This is a genomic window from Klebsiella sp. PK18, from assembly GCF_057784655.1.
In genome coordinates, this window is record NZ_CM173493.1 from 2,663,547 (window position 1) to 2,678,757 (window position 15,211).

Below are 15,211 nucleotides of genomic sequence, written 5' to 3' on the forward strand. Positions count from 1 at the left end.
GATAAGATGGTTGCTATCTCAGCAGAAAAAACGAATGCAATACAAGCTATTTTTTCACGAAGCAAGGCTGTTATTGGTGTTATTCATTGCGACCCATTTCCTGGCTCGCCAAAATATCGAGGAAAATCAGTCTCGGATATTGTTGAACGTGCGCTTCGTGATGCTGAAAATTATATTTCAGGCGGTGTTCATGGTCTGATTATTGAAAACCATGGCGATATTCCTTTCTCTAAACCTGAGGATATCGGCCATGAAACCTCAGCGCTGATGGCGGTCATTACCGAGAAAGTTCGTGAACGTTTTGCTGTGCCGCTGGGCATTAACGTTCTGGCTAACGCGGCGATCCCGGCAATGGCGATCGCCCTGGCGGGAGGCGCCGATTTCGTCCGCGTAAACCAGTGGGCCAACGCCTATATCGCCAACGAAGGATTTATAGAAGGGGCGGCCGCTAAGGCGCTGCGCTACCGCAGTATGCTGCGCGCTGAACATATCCGCGTTTTTGCCGATAGCCACGTTAAGCACGGTAGCCATGCCATTGTCGCCGATCGTTCGATTCAGGAACTGACGCGCGATGTCGATTTCTTCGAGGCTGACGCGGTGATCGCCACCGGCCAGCGTACGGGCGATAGCGCCACGATGGCGGAAATTGACGAGATCCGCGCGGCGACGGAACTACCGCTCCTGGTGGGCTCCGGGGTGACACCGGCTAACGTGAAGCAGATCCTCGGGCGGACTCAGGGGGTCATTGTGGCCAGTACAATGAAGGTCGATGGCGTCTGGTGGAACGATGTTGAGCTGGCCCGGGTGAAGCATTTTATGTCGGTCGCGCAGGCCGCGCTGGAGGAAGCTTAATGGAAGCGTTTAGCGAACGCCTGCTGCGCGAACATCAACCGGCGTGGCAGGCGATGCAGCAGCACCCGTTTGTGACTGATATCGAACAGGATCGTCTGCCGACAGTCGTCTTCAACCGCTATCTGGTGTTTGAGGGCAACTTTGTCGCGACGGCGATCGCGATTTTTGCCCTCGGGGTCAGCAAAGCGCCGGGTATTCAACAGCAGCGCTGGCTGATTGGCGTGCTGAATGCCCTGGTAGATACGCAGATCGCGTGGTTTGAACAGGTGTTGTCAGCGCGGCAGATCGATCCCGCTGAGTACCCGGATGATTTGCCCGGGGTACGGCGCTTTCGCGACGGTATGCTGCGGACCGCCCGCGAGGGCAGCTATGAGCAGATTGTGACCCTGATGTTCGGTGCGGAATGGATGTACTATTTCTGGTGCCGACGGGCGAGCGAACATTATCAGAGCGATGCTGATTTACGACGCTGGATGGAAATGCACGCGGAGGACGAATTTTATCAGCAGGCTCTCTGGCTAAAAAACGAACTCGACCGCTGCGCCATGGCGCTGAGTGAAGACGAAAAGCAGGCGTTATCGGCGCTTTACGGCGAGGTGCTGCAGTGGGAAATTGATTTCCATCACGCGGCGTACGAGGAGTAGCCGCGAGGTGAATCACAGGGGGCGCCGGACGCGGCGTCTCCTGAATACGGGTTATATCTCGACGTTCTGCGTCTTGTTGGCGAAACTTAGCATTACCGTTAATGCCGATTCTTATTTCACATTTTTATCTTAATAAAGTCGGAGGGTTAATTTAGCTGCCTTCTGACTCTTTTGAGAGAAATTATAGAGGGCGAGCATTTATGTTATTTTATTCGGGCCTGTAGCTCGGGGCTCTCTTTTTTCTTTTCTTCCCACCTGAAGAAAAAGCTATTTTCAGAAATAGATATAAATTATCCATCGTTACTCGACGGCGGCTCTCCCCCTACAATGGACTTTAATTGCCAGATATTTAACAAAAACCAGGCCAAGGAAAAGGGATGAAACGAAGCATTTATTCACAGAACAGTTTATTGCGCATCAGTCTGCTTTCCGCGCTAACGCTTACTGCCAGCTTCACCACTCACGCACAGGATAAACCTGTCGCGGGGGGTGTGCTGACGGTCGCTCTGGGCAGCGATACCCCGATTATTGACCCCTCTATTACCGCTTATTCCGTCACCGCTCTGGTTACGCGTAACGTGGTGGATTCTTTGGTCGGCCAGGCGGAAGATAACAGCTTTACACCATGGCTGGCGGAACGCTGGGAAATTAAAAACAATAACCGCGAATACACCTTCCATCTTCGCAAGGATGTGACTTTTAGTGATGGCACGAAACTGGATGCTGCGGCGGTAAAATATAACTTTGAACGCATACTCGATCCGAAAACCACCTCCAGTTACTCCAAATCGTTGTTGGGGCCGATTGACGCGATCACTACGCCAGATGAGTACACCGTGGTGATCCGCTATAAAACGCCTTTCGCACCGCTGCTGCAGGGGCTGAGCTTGCCGTATCTCGGTATTCAGTCACCGGCTTATCTGCAGAAAACGGCGAATACCAGCAATACCGTGGTCGGTTCTGGTCCCTTTATCCTCGAATCGTTTGTCAAAGGCAGCGGGAGTAAACTCAGCAAGCGCGCCGATTACAACTGGGGCCCGGGCTATGCCACCCATAAAGGCCCGGCATGGCTGGATAAGATCGAATTTAAGTACCTGCCGGAGTCAGCGGTACGTCTTGGCGCGCTGAATAGCGGGCAGGTACAGGTGATCGATGCCATTCCGCCGGTGAATTATGCGCAGGTAAAAAATAACCCGAAGCTGGATGTGATCACCAGGGAAAACCCCGGCGTTCCGCGCGTGCTTTATTTGAATAGCGACACAGGGATCTTCAGCGACCTGAAAGTACGGCAGGCCTTCCAGAGCGCCATCGATCGCACCACTGCCGTTAAAGCCGCGTTCTTTGGCATCCTGAAACCTGCCGACAATATTCTTGGACCCGCTACGCTGGATTACGATCCGGCCATTGCCAGCCAGTGGGGGTTTGATCTGCAAAAAGCCCGCCGTCTTCTGGATGAAGCCGGCTGGCAGCAAACCGATAGCGAAGGCTACCGGGTCAAGGAGGGTAAACGCCTTACTGTGCAATTTACCTACTCTTCAAACGATGTCGAAGCCGCTGACGTGACGCTGTTCCAGGCAATTCAATACCAGGTAAAACAAGCCGGTTTTGAACTGAAACTCGATCCGGTGGATTCAGGCATTCTCAGCAGCCGCACGGCGGCTAACCAGTACGACATTATCTCGAACTATTTTGTTCGCCCGGAGCCGGACATCCTGCGTACCGTTTTCCATTCCAATTATATTCCGCCGAAGGGGAACAACTTCAGCCGCGTTAAAGCGCTGGATAGCCAACTGGAAACCGCTGTCGGTGCCAGCGAAGCCGAGCGTAAACGCATCTACTATGCCATCCAGCACCAGATTATCGATCAGGCCTGGGCGGTGCCAATTTACATCCCGGCATATCAGTTAGGGAAAGCCAAACAGGTGCAGGGCATTAGCTGGGCCACGAACGCGAAGCCGAATTTCTATGATGTCTGGATCCAACGCTAAGCTGCTGGCAGCAGGCAAGCGCCTGCTGACCATTTTCGCCGTGCTGTGGGGTGCGGCAACGCTGACCTTTGTTGCGGTAAAACTGATCCCCGGCGATCCTGTGGCAATTCTGATAGGCAGCGCCAACAGCGTTGTGGATGATAGTTTTCGCGAGACACTGACCCGCCAGTTCGGCCTGGATAAGCCACTGTGGTGGCAATATTTGCGCTACTGTGGCGAGGCGCTGACGGGCAACCTTGGCGTGAGTTATCAGTATCGCCAGCCTGTTGTGCAGGTGATTAGCGCAGCGTTGAAAGAGACGGTGCCGCTGGCCGTCAGCGCCCTGGCGCTGGCACTGGTACTGGCGGTATTTAACGCATTACTGACAGCCGGACGTCATCCGCGTCTGCGGTCTCTGCTTGCCGGGTTGGAGCTGATGCTGCTTAGCACACCGGTGTACTGGATCGGCATCGTGTTGTTGAGCATTTTCAGTTTCAAACTGCAATGGTTTCCGGTGACCGGTAACGATGGCTGGATCGCCCTTGTGCTGCCGGTGGTGACGCTCAGCCTGCCGCTGGCTGCGACACTCAGCCAGGTGCTGCGTGATGGGCTGGAGGAGGCGCTTTCGCAGCCGTTCGCCATGACCGTGCGTACGCGAGGGGTGAGTGAAACTGCGCTGCGCTTACGGCATGCGTTGCGCCATGCCTCGCTGGCGGTGTCGACGCTGACGGGGACGCTGCTGGCCAGCGTATTAGGCGGCTCAATTCTGACCGAAACGGTATTTGGTCGGGCGGGGCTGGGGCAAATCACTCTCGGTGCGATTGAGAACCGAGACATGCCCCTGGTGCTGGGGGTGGTGATGTTCTCCGCGCTGTTGTTTGTGGTGATTAACCTGCTGATTGATACCCTTTATTTACTGATCGATCCCCGTCTACGTCTGCGAGGGCATGCTGATGAGTGATCTTTTACTGCGGGTGGCCCGCCGCGACGGGGGGCGCTATCGTAACCCGTGGCTGGCGCCGGGTACCAGCATTCCGTTGTTACTGGTGCTACTGCTCGTGGTGGCGGTGTTTTTTCCATCGCTATTCACGCCGTACACCCCCGAACAGATGGATTTCAGCGCGATTTTGCAGCCGCCGGACCTCAGACACTGGTTCGGTACTGACCAGTTGGGGCGTGATGTGTTTACCCGCGTGGTGTATGGCACCTCGCTGTCGCTGAGCATTGGGGTCGGCGCGACCCTGATTGCCAGCGCGGGCGGTATTGTGCTGGGGACACTGGCAGGTCTTGCGCCCAGGGCGGTACGGCAGTTACTCGTACGGCTACTGGACATTATGCTGGCGTTCCCCGATTTGCTGTTGGCGCTGCTGGCTATCACGGTGTTGGGGCGTGGGCCAGAGAATACCCTGCTGGCGGTCGGACTGGCCGGCATTGCTGGCTATGCCAGGCTGGTGCGCGCGCAAGTGTTGCAGGTCAGGTTATCGGGGTATGTGCAGCATGCGGTGGCGTTGGGAGAGCCGCCAATGGTGATTATTTTGCGCCATATTGTGCCCAATACGCTGCGCCCGCTGCTGGTACTGGCAACGGTGGGGATAGGGTATTCCATATTATCCGCCTCGGCCCTCAGTTTCCTTGGACTTGGGGTGACTCCGCCGACGGCGGAGTGGGGCGCATTGCTCTCTGAGGGACGTAATTTTCTCGATAGCGCCCCATGGGTCAGCCTGCTGCCCGCCAGCGTTGTCGCGCTGTCGGTGATTGCCATTACGCTGCTGGGCCGACGTGTTCAAACCCTTATTGCCAAAGGCGGGATCGCATGACTTCAAAGACCTTCCAGCAACCGCTGTTACAGGTGGCGCAACTGAGCGTCAGCTTCCCCTCGCTGCAGGGGCTGATTGAGGCGGTTAACGCCTTATCGTTTGACGTGCATGCCGGTGAAGTCCTGGCTTTGGTAGGCGAGTCCGGTTCGGGTAAATCCGTCACGGCCCGGACGCTAGTCGGGCTGGCGGGGGCAGGGGCGGCTGTTCGCGCCGAGTCCCTGATATTGCATGGGCACGATGGCCTGTCGCAGAATTTACTGGCGTGCGATGCCCGCCGTTGGCAGCAACTACGCGGGCGCGAAATTGGTTTTGTTTTGCAGGATGCACTGACCTCGCTTGACCCGCTGCGCCGGATTGGTCAGGAAGTCGCGGAGCCGTTGTTGACGCACCGCCTGGAACGGGGGGCGGCAGTTCGCGAACGCGTGGCGGAGCTGTTAACGCAAACCGGCATCCCCGATCCGCATAACCGGATGGCGCAGTATGCACATGAACTCTCCGGTGGCCTGCGCCAACGTGCGCTCATCGCATCGGCGCTGGCGGCGGGGCCGCGATTACTCATTGCCGATGAACCTACTACCGCACTGGACGCCACCGTACAAAAACAAGTTTTGAATGTATTCAGGGCCCTGGCGGATGCCGGGCATGGCGTGCTGCTGATCACCCATGATTTGTCGGTGGTGGCGGATATTGCCGACCGTGTGGTGGTGATGCGGCAGGGCAAAGCAGTGGAGAGCGGCAATGTGCGACAGGTGCTGCATGCGCCGCAACACCCTTATACCCGCCGTCTGCTGGCGGCCATTCCCTCTGCCGGTACGCGTGGGAAGTGGTTAACAGGAAACGATCCGCTGGGTCAAACGGTAGTGCGGGAGAACATCAGTACCGACAGCACCACACCCGTGCTGGCTGCCGATAACGTATCACTGGCGTATGTTCTGCCGGATGGCCGTCGCTTGCAGGCCGTCAATCAGGTGACGTTAGAGGTCGCGCAGGGCGAAACGCTGGGCATTGTGGGCGAATCCGGTAGCGGGAAGACCACGCTAGGCAAACTGGCGCTGGCGCTGCAGGCACCGCAACAGGGCGAGATCCTTCTCGCTGGGCAACCATGGAGCAGGCTGACAGAACGTCAGCGGCAGCCGTTGCGGGCGCGTATCCAGACGATTGTGCAGGATCCGCTGGGTTCATTTAATCCGCAATATAACGTGGCGCAATTGCTGCAACAGCCTCTGCGCCTGCATACGACGCTCACAGCCGCGGACCGGTTGTCACGTGCGCAGGCGTTGCTGGCGCTGGTTGGTTTAAGTCCTGATCTGCTGACGCGACGTCCGGCCACGCTTTCCGGTGGGCAGCGGCAACGTATCGCCATCGCCCAGGCCCTGGCCTGCGAGCCGGATATTCTGATTTGCGACGAGCCGGTGTCGGCGCTGGATGTCACCACCCAGGCGCAAGTATTGGATTTGCTGGTAGCGCTGCAACGCCGTTTGCATCTGTCAATGCTGTTTATCTCTCATGATCTGGGCGTGGTGCAGCATATGAGTCATCGTATTGCAGTGATGAAAGACGGCGAGGTCGTCGAAAGCGGCAGTGTGGATCAAATTTTTCGGGCGCCACGCCACCCGTGGACTCGACAATTGTTATCAGCTGTTGGGCAGACGCCGCTGTGAAATAACTGAGCAGTAAACGTCAAACACCGTTATCAGAAAAGGGGTCAATGTTATTCAACACTCTTATCATCTCCAGAGCCCGTTCCCGGCGGTCTTACGTGATAAAGGGCAGGGAAGAGGCACTGGCCCGGCGCTCGATAGCGCCATCCATACGCATTGCTCGTTCAGCGAAGTTTGCCTGTGTGAATTTCAGTTTAGTGACCTGCTGCGGGGGCGCCTGGCATACCCGATTTCACGAACGGCGGGCGGGTGAACCAGATGATGATAATCAGCGCCATAAAACCCCAGCCGAGCACCCAGAAATAGTCGATTGTCGACATCATGTAGGCCTGCTGGGTAACCACCTGGTCAATCATCGCAAGATGCTGCTGCGTCGGGCCACCCATCTTATTTACGTAATCCATAGCCGCTGGGTTGTACTGTGTCACGCTCTCGGTCAGATTCGCGTGGTGGAAAACTTCACGTCGCTGCCAGATCCATGTGGTTAACGATGAGGCAAAGGAGCCGCCGAGTACGCGAAAGAACGTGGCCAGTCCTGAGCCTTCCGCCACTTCGTTACCGTGCAGATTCGACAGCACAATGGTGGTCAGCGGCATGAAGAAGAAGGCCACGCCAATCCCCATAAACATCTGCACGCTGGCGATGGTGCGGAAATCCACGTCAGTATTGAACTGCGCGCGCATCAGACAGGATGCCCCCATTGTCAGGAATGACACTGAGCATAAAATTCGCAAATCCACTTTGCTGGCGTAACGTCCGATGACTGGCGTCAGCACCAGTGGTAAGAAGCCCATCGGCGCAGCGGCGAGACCGGCCCAGATAGCCGTGTAGCCCATCTGGGTCTGCAACCACTGCGGCAGAATAATGTTGATGGCAAAGAACGCGGCATAGCCCAGCATCAGCGCCAACGTGCCGATGGCGAAGTTGCGGTCTTTGAACAGCCGCAGGTTCACAATCGGGTGACGTTCGTCCAGCTCCCATATCACAAAGCAAATCAGGCTGATCGCCGAGACAATAGACATCACGATAATGGGCGTAGAAGAGAACCAGTCTTCGTCGTTGCCCTTATCCAGCACCACCTGCAGCAGGCCCACGCCAAGCACCAACAGCGCGATGCCAATATAGTCGACAGGCGATGACTGCGTTGTTTCTTCACGCATGCGCAGCTGCGACCAGACCACGATGGAGGCGAAAATCCCAATCGGCACGTTGATGTAGAAGATCCACGGCCAGGAGTAGTTATCGGTAAGCCAGCCGCCGGTGATAGGCCCCACGATAGGCGCCACCACGGTCACCATCGACAGCAGCGCCAGCGCCATGCTGCGTTTCATCGGCGGGAAGATAACCAGCAACAGCGTCTGACACATCGGGAACATCGGCCCGGCGAAAAAGCCCTGCAGCGCACGGAAGATGATGAGCTCCGTCATGCTGTGGGCGAAGCCGCACAGAAATGACGTCAGGGTAAAGAACATCACCGAGGCGATAAACAACCGCAACTGCCCGAATCGGCGGGTAAACCAGCCTGTCAACGGTAGAGCAATAGCGTTACACACCGCAAAAGAGGTGATAACCCATGTCCCCTGATCGGCGCTAACGCCCAGGTTGCCGGAGATAGTCGGCAGCGCCACGTTGGCGATGGTGGAGTCCAGCACCTGCATAAAGGTCGCCAGCGACAGGGCAAGCGTCGCCAGAAACAGGCTGGGGGGCGTAAAGGCTGCCTTCGGCTCTGACATAGCTTCTCTCTTAGCGCTGGGCTACAGCGCTGGTGTTGTCATGAAGGATTTTCGCCACCAGTTTATCGGCTGCTTCCATTGGCGTTTCATACACATCGGTACGGAATCGCGGCTGTTCGACGGTTTTTTGTGGCAGAAGGTGACCACCCTGATTGCGGATATCCACCTCAGCGTTCATCGACAGACCCACACGCAGCGGATGCTTCTGCATGTCATGTGGATCAAGCGTGATGCGTACCGGCAGGCGTTGGACGATTTTGATCCAGTTGCCGCTGGCGTTCTGGGCTGGCAACAGTGAGAATGCGCTACCGGTACCAATGCCGAGACTTTCGATGGTGCCGTGATATTTCACGTTATCGCCATAGAGATCCGCATTCAGCTCTACTTTTTGCCCAATGCGCATGTCCTGCATTTGGCTCTCTTTAAAGTTGGCATCCACCCACACTTCATTCAGCGGCACGATGGCAAGCAGCGTGGTGCCGGAGGTGACACGCATCCCGAGCTGCACAGCACGTTTAGCGACGTAACCACTGACGGGCGCAACAATGGTGCTGCGGGAGTTATCGAGATAGCGTTGGCGCAGCGTCGCAACGGCGGTTTTGACTTCAGGATGGTTATCCACCACGGTGTCATCAACCATCGCCTGATTGGTTTTGAGCGCTTGCTCTGCAGCCAGTAAATCGCTTTGCGCGCTGGTCACGGCATCACGGTAGTGCGCCAGATCTTCCACCGCAATGGCGCCGGAACTGACAATTTTTTCCCGGCGCACGTAGTCACTTTTCGCTGTTTGCAGGGCTACTTTTTTGGCAGCAACTTGTGCACGGTAGTTGTCGGCGGTGCTGTAGAGGCCACGCACCTGACGCACTGTGCTGGCGAGATTGGCTTCAGCCTGCTGCAGGGCGATGGCGGTATCGCTTGGGTCCAGCAGAACCAGGGGCTGGCCTTTTTCGACATAATCGCCTTCATCCACGGTCACCTGAGTCACGGTACCGGTGATTTGCGGTGTCAGGGTGACCTGATTTCCGTTGACGTAAGCATCGTCGGTGCTCTCGTAATAGCGGGCGTAAAGCAGATACCAGGCCAGACAGCCTCCTGCCGCGAGGATCAGGATCAGTAATAAAATGGCGAAGTTTCTTGTACGCTTGCCTGGGCGCTTGTCAGAGGGAGGCGCGTTATTTTCCATAGACATAACCGGTGACCTTAATTAGCGATGGGGGGCCGTGAATTCATCGGGCAGCATTTTGATAAGAATATCTGCGAGCTGCCGGGATTCTTCGGGCGTCAGACGCGCCGTTAAGTCCGCGAGGATGGTATTCAGTGCTTCATTCTGAAACGTATTGCACAGCGTCTGACCTTTTGCCGTAAGGGCCAGGATCACCTGGCGCTTGTCGTGCGGATTCGGGCGGCGCTCGATCAGGTCGTTCTTCACCATACGTGCAACCATACGGCTCATTGCCCCGGTATCCATCTGCAGGCTCTTGCAGATTTCTGCCGGGCTGGTGTTACCTTTAAATATATTAATCAATACCTTAAATTGCGGTGCGGTAATGCCGCTGTCGGCAAAGTAATGGCCGATAAGCAGGTCCTTAAACTGGTTTGCCAGATGGAACAGCAAACCCAGATGCAGGTTTTTATGGGAAGAGTCGATTGGGGTATTCATGATAGCTGCCTGGTCAGTAATTAACATGATAATTACTGCCTGGTCACCAATTGTCAAATTAGGTCAACAGAAAGCACACATATTGACAAATGGAGGAGGGCGATAAGCGAATTACGATCACTCGAACCCGTGATGCCCGCAGACATCAATTTGGATGCGCTCTGTGGTACAGGCCCGACACAGGCGAGATTGATGTACACGCGGCCGTAATTTGCCAGGGTTCCCTAAACCAGTCGGTGTCATCAGCTGGCGTACTGTCGGACCAAAATCAGCGTAATGTTCGCGGATAGTACGCAGTACACGTTCTCAGTTGCCGGTTGCCAGGCTGGCTACGACGACGGTTAACAAGTGAAAGCGGCCCATGTTCACTATAGCGCTCCAACAACCGTCGGCAGTGTCCGTCAGATATCTCAAGCGGATAATATTGAGTACGTACCGGGCAAGACTATCAGGTCGTTGGTTATTGCTGGGTTTTCAACGACGACGGCTAGCCATACCCAGCGGGCCAGATTCACGGTAACGCGACAGAAGGCATCGGCACAGGCTGTCAGATATGCTCAGGCGCTGTGTGGCCATCAAGTGTAGTCAGACGCCGAACGATAACGTCCTAATAACTTTGAGTCGGTTAACTTTATCCAAAGCAAAAAACTCCGCCGCATGAGCCGTCATCAGAATCTATCGATGCTGAATCTACGAGTAACTTATCCAGGAGAAAACCTAACAACTTAGCCACCACAATATGAGTGCGCATAATGTATATTATGTTAAATGCATTGTCTTACTCAATAACGTCGTATGGCTTTTAACAATCACTTCGCCCACTACAGCCTCTTCTCCTGTGTATCAACCAGGCCTTTATCAGCCACAGACGTGATTCTCAAAAAGGCGCCAGCATCGTTTACGCACTCGAATGGCGAGTTCCAATCGTGTCCATAAACAGAAGCGCCAGCTGAAGTTGAATGGTGTACTGAAGATAAATAGCACCTTCGCCCAACGCAGCCGGCTTCCATGTTGACAGGTTCTATCGCAACTGCCCTTTCCCTTGTATCTAATAGTTTGCGTTGATTAGCTACCACCAGGGAGCACCTGGCCACAACATATCGCAACTCCGTTCTTCACCGAAAGCATAAATGCTCTCTCGGGCATTTATGCTTTTATATCGCGGTCAAATAGATTTGTTATGTTTAATCTATGAATGATACTCGTTATCCTTTGTGGCCACTATTCATCCAGCTGAATTGCGTATACTTTTACAGATGAATAAAACGCACAGTGGATTAGCTTTCACGCTTTGCCATCATCAATGCCAGGTCAACGAGACGATTAGAGAATCCCCATTCATTGTCGTACCACGCCAGAATTTTGACCATATTACCGCCAATCACCAGCGTTGATAGGCCGTCGATAATAGACGAGCGTGGGTCTCCCTGGTAATCGCTGGAGACGAGCGGTTCATCGCTATAACCCAGGATCCCTTTCAAAGGTCCCTTTGCGGCGGCTTCGCGAAAAGCATTGTTCACCTCTTCGACCGTCACATCTCGCTCAAGCGTGACGGTCAGGTCAACAATGGACACCACCGGCACAGGGACGCGTAGCGAGTAGCCCGTTAAACGGCCATCCAGCTCAGGAATAACTTTACCCAGAGCCTTCGCTGCGCCGCTGGAGTAAGGGACAATCGACAATGCTGCGGCGCGAGCCCCGCGCAGATCTTTTTCCGGCTGATCGTGCAGCGCCTGGCTGTTGGTGTAGGCATGGGTGGTGTTCATCAGACCATGTTTAATACCGAAATGCTGGTGCAGGACCTGCGCAGCAGGTGCAAGACCATTGGTGGTGCAGCTTCCGTTGCTTATCACGTAGTGTTTATCCGGGGAGTAGAGACTCTCATTAACGCCCATCACAATGGTTAAATCATCGTTTTTACCAGGGGCAGAGATAATCACGCGCTTCGCGCCACCGCTGTGGATATGTACAGCCGCCTTTTCACGATCAGTGAATAATCCTGTAGCCTCAATAACAATGTCGACTTCACGCTGACGCCACGGAATACTCGCCGGGTTGCGTTCACTGAATACGGTAATGGGTTTACCATCAACAACAAGCCCCCCTTCACTAGCGGTGACCTCTGCATCCAGCTTACCGAGCAGCGAGTCATATTTCAGCAGATGCGCCAGCGTTTTGCTGTCCGTCAAATCGTTGATTGCCACAATTTGAATATCCGGATTATCCAGTGCTGCGCGCAGTACATTGCGTCCGATACGGCCAAAACCGTTAATACCGACCTTTACCATAATTAACTCCTTATCTATTATCTCTGGAGTCAGATTAGGACGGATAGGTTTTGGCGTAAATGACAAAAAAGGATCACTTTACGCCATTTTACGGCAGTGAAATCGTTGACGATATTCACCTGGAGTGAGGTTAAGCTGTTTTTCAAACAATCGTCGCAGGTTAATGCTACTGCCAAATCCCGTTTGCTCGGCGATACGATCCAGCGTCTCGTTAGTCTGCTCCAAACGCTGCCGTGCGGCGGCCAGGCGGGCTTCCGCGACGTAGCGCGCCGGGGAAGCGCCGGTTTCCCGGGTAAATACGCGGGTGAAATTTCGCGGACTCATGGCGACTTTTTCCGCCAGCTTATCTACGCTGAGGTCGGCGGTGAGGTTTTCGAGCAACCACGCCAGCAGATCGTTAATCGGCCCCTGGGAGGTGGTCTGCTGCAGGTTATAGCGGCTAAACTGTAGCTGGCCTCCGGGGCGACGCAGATACATGACGAAGTCCTGGGCGATATCGCGCGCCAGGCTGAAGCCGTAATCTTCTTCAACCAGCGCCAGCGTAAGATCAAAGCCGGAACTGACCCCGCCAGAGGTCCAGATATGTTCGTCCTGAATATAGAGCGGCCCGCCCTCGACGCGGACCTGCGGGAATTCCGCCTGCATGGTTTCCAGCAGTTTCCAGTGGGTAGTGGCCCGTCTGCCGTCCAGCAGTCCGGTTTGCGCCAGCAGCATCGCACCGCCGCAAATGGAGGCGAGACGGTCTTTCCGGGCTGGATATGGCGCACCGGTGGAAACCAGATCTGATCCTGCTGGATGTGATGCTTCCGGGGCTTAACGGCACCGAAGTCCTGGCTGGCCTGCGCCGTAAAAATGATGTTCCGGTGATCATGGTCACCGCCATGGGAGATACACCCGATCGTATTGGCGCCTTGCGCTATGGCGCTGATGATTATGTTGTTAAGCCTTACCATCCGGGAGAAGTTGTGGCTCGGGTGCAGGCGGTACTGCGCCGCAGCAATCAAACAGAAACAAAGGAAGAGATCCTTCGCTGGCAATCGCTTGAAGTGAATGTTACAGCCATCGTGGCGAGCATTGTCGACGGGGACACCACACCGCGCACGTTGGATCTGACCCCAACCGAATTTTCACTACTGACCACGCTTATGCGCTCTCCTTCACGTCCTTTTTCCCGCCAGCATTTACTTGAGCACTGTTTGCCGGAAAGTGAAGCCCTGGAGCGCGTGGTGGATACCCATATTTATAACCTGCGTAAAAAACTCGAGGCGGCGGGTATTTCCGGCGTGCTGGTTAACGTTCGCGGCGTAGGCTACAGGTTCAGACAACCATGACAAAAACCCGCTACTCCTCCCTGTGGCGCTGGATTTGCGCACGTATATTAGCGCTGGCCATCGGAAGCGTAATTGTCATTGCGACCTGTATGTGGCTACGTTATGCGGTGCAGAATTACTGGAACATAGGCAGAATGCCGGCATCGGTCCGACAAGAGTTTCTTGCGCTCAGCCAGAACCCGCAGGCGAACCCGGCGCGCTTCCATCAAATCGTCGATACCTGGTGGGGGTTGAGTTATTCAACCCCATCCATCGCCTCGGCGGACTGGGTCACCGTGGCGTTACTGGTCCTGGTCATGATCCCTTTTATTGTGGTGATGGGATTGAGATACGCCAGGCCACTGGCGCTGCAGTTCAGCCGACTGCGTGATGCGGCAAAGGACGTCGCCGAAGGGCAATTTGGCCGCCAGGCTGAGCTCATCAGGAATGCGCCGGCTGAAATGGTCAGCTTTGCCAGTGACTTTAATGCCATGACGGGGAAACTGGCCCGCTATGAAAAAGAGTTACGTACCTCTCATGTGGCCATGGCGCATGAGCTTCGCTCCCCCCTGACTGCCGCTATCGGACGTTTGCAGGGCATGCTGGATGGTGTGTTTGATGCCAGCCCGGAACAACTGGCCATGGTAATGAAACAGCTTCAGCACCTGAATCGCCTGACCGATGAACTTCATCTGCTCTCGCTGTCTGATGCCGGGAATTTGGTGCTGGAAAAGGAACCCTTTCGTCTGGATGAGCTGCTTAAAGAACGGGCGACATGGATCATGCCCCAGGCTGATGCACATCGTTTTACAATCAGGCTTCATCATTCTCAGGCGTGTCCCTTCAAAGGCGATACGTTCCGTATGGGCCAGGTTTTCACCATTCTTATGGAAAATGCCCTCCGTTACGGGCGTGATGGCGGTTATCTTGATGTCACGCTGCACTACGCCAGCGGGCAATATTGCCTCGAATTTCGCGATGACGGTCCGGGGGTATCCTCCCAGTTCCTGCCGGAAATGTTCAACCGTTTTAGCCGGGAGGAGCAGTCGCGTGCCCGCCACTCCGGCGGCAGCGGTCTCGGTTTGTCGATTGCTCGCGCGATTTGTCAGGCCCATGGTGGCAGTATCAGCGCGTCGTTACCTGAAACCGGCGGAGTCGCAGTCACCCTTTTGTTACCCTGGACGTCGTCTGAGATGGAAAATAGCGGCTCTTGATAATACCTTGACGAAACGTCGAATCTTTCTCGACTAAGCGCGCATTTAATAACGCCATCACCTTT

Annotated in this window: 11 protein-coding genes and 3 pseudogenes; 8 read left to right on the plus strand and 6 right to left on the minus strand. The window is 55.1% G+C overall.

Annotation, left to right across the window (positions count from 1 at the left end):
• Nucleotides 1-6: 6 nt before the first annotated feature.
• From AC3EMD_RS12990 to AC3EMD_RS13015, 6 genes are all read left to right on the plus strand, one after another.
• Entirely contained in the window at nucleotides 7-852 is an 846-nt protein-coding gene (locus AC3EMD_RS12990; protein ID WP_004176161.1) for a BtpA/SgcQ family protein, read from the plus strand.
• Nucleotides 852-1,496: a TenA family protein gene (locus AC3EMD_RS12995; RefSeq protein WP_023340148.1), complete on the plus strand. Its 645-nt coding sequence runs from the start codon at nucleotides 852-854 to the stop codon at nucleotides 1,494-1,496. Before AC3EMD_RS12990 ends, AC3EMD_RS12995 begins: the two co-directional genes overlap by 1 nt.
• Nucleotides 1,497-1,873: 377 nt before the next feature.
• Nucleotides 1,874-3,484: an ABC transporter substrate-binding protein gene (locus AC3EMD_RS13000; RefSeq protein WP_008804870.1), complete on the plus strand. Its 1,611-nt coding sequence runs from the start codon at nucleotides 1,874-1,876 to the stop codon at nucleotides 3,482-3,484.
• Nucleotides 3,462-4,424, plus strand: a complete 963-nt coding sequence (locus tag AC3EMD_RS13005; RefSeq protein WP_008804871.1) for an ABC transporter permease — start codon at nucleotides 3,462-3,464, stop codon at nucleotides 4,422-4,424. The genes AC3EMD_RS13000 and AC3EMD_RS13005 overlap by 23 nt, the downstream gene beginning before the upstream one ends.
• Nucleotides 4,417-5,280 (plus strand): ABC transporter permease, encoded by an 864-nt coding sequence (locus AC3EMD_RS13010; RefSeq protein WP_012968221.1) that lies wholly within the window; start codon nucleotides 4,417-4,419, stop codon nucleotides 5,278-5,280. The genes AC3EMD_RS13005 and AC3EMD_RS13010 overlap by 8 nt, the downstream gene beginning before the upstream one ends.
• Nucleotides 5,277-6,941, plus strand: coding sequence for a dipeptide ABC transporter ATP-binding protein (locus tag AC3EMD_RS13015; protein WP_302074152.1), 1,665 nt, complete (start codon nucleotides 5,277-5,279; stop codon nucleotides 6,939-6,941). The genes AC3EMD_RS13010 and AC3EMD_RS13015 overlap by 4 nt, the downstream gene beginning before the upstream one ends.
• A gap of 194 nt (nucleotides 6,942-7,135) precedes the next feature.
• On the opposite strand, the gene AC3EMD_RS13020 is transcribed toward AC3EMD_RS13015, so the two are convergent.
• The 6 genes and pseudogenes from AC3EMD_RS13020 to AC3EMD_RS13045 all read right to left on the minus strand — a co-directional run.
• Nucleotides 7,136-8,674, minus strand: a complete 1,539-nt coding sequence (locus tag AC3EMD_RS13020; protein ID WP_032740656.1) for a DHA2 family efflux MFS transporter permease subunit — start codon at nucleotides 8,672-8,674, stop codon at nucleotides 7,136-7,138.
• A 10-nt stretch (nucleotides 8,675-8,684) separates the two neighbouring features.
• On the minus strand, nucleotides 8,685-9,863 hold the full coding sequence (locus AC3EMD_RS13025) for an HlyD/EmrA/EmrK family protein (RefSeq protein ID WP_022065822.1): 1,179 nt from the start codon (nucleotides 9,861-9,863) through the stop codon (nucleotides 8,685-8,687).
• A 15-nt stretch (nucleotides 9,864-9,878) separates the two neighbouring features.
• Nucleotides 9,879-10,334 carry a MarR family winged helix-turn-helix transcriptional regulator gene (locus tag AC3EMD_RS13030; RefSeq protein WP_012541719.1) on the minus strand — a complete coding sequence of 152 codons (456 nt, stop codon included), beginning with the start codon at nucleotides 10,332-10,334 and terminating at the stop codon, nucleotides 9,879-9,881.
• Between the two features lie 405 nt (nucleotides 10,335-10,739).
• Nucleotides 10,740-11,003 (minus strand): annotated as a pseudogene (locus AC3EMD_RS13035) (ISNCY family transposase); the annotation flags it as partial.
• A gap of 608 nt (nucleotides 11,004-11,611) precedes the next feature.
• Nucleotides 11,612-12,622 carry a type I glyceraldehyde-3-phosphate dehydrogenase gene (gap, locus tag AC3EMD_RS13040; protein WP_080783362.1) on the minus strand — a complete coding sequence of 337 codons (1,011 nt, stop codon included), beginning with the start codon at nucleotides 12,620-12,622 and terminating at the stop codon, nucleotides 11,612-11,614.
• Between the two features lie 78 nt (nucleotides 12,623-12,700).
• Nucleotides 12,701-13,363: pseudogene (locus tag AC3EMD_RS13045) on the minus strand (GlxA family transcriptional regulator); the annotation flags it as partial.
• Here AC3EMD_RS13045 and AC3EMD_RS13050 point away from each other — a divergent pair.
• Nucleotides 13,360-13,953: pseudogene (locus AC3EMD_RS13050) on the plus strand (winged helix-turn-helix domain-containing protein); the annotation flags it as partial. The pseudogenes AC3EMD_RS13045 and AC3EMD_RS13050 sit on opposite strands and share 4 nt — an antisense overlap.
• Nucleotides 13,950-15,146, plus strand: coding sequence for a sensor histidine kinase (locus AC3EMD_RS13055; protein WP_302074153.1), 1,197 nt, complete (start codon nucleotides 13,950-13,952; stop codon nucleotides 15,144-15,146). The pseudogene AC3EMD_RS13050 and the gene AC3EMD_RS13055, both read left to right, overlap by 4 nt.
• Nucleotides 15,147-15,211: the final 65 nt, after the last annotated feature.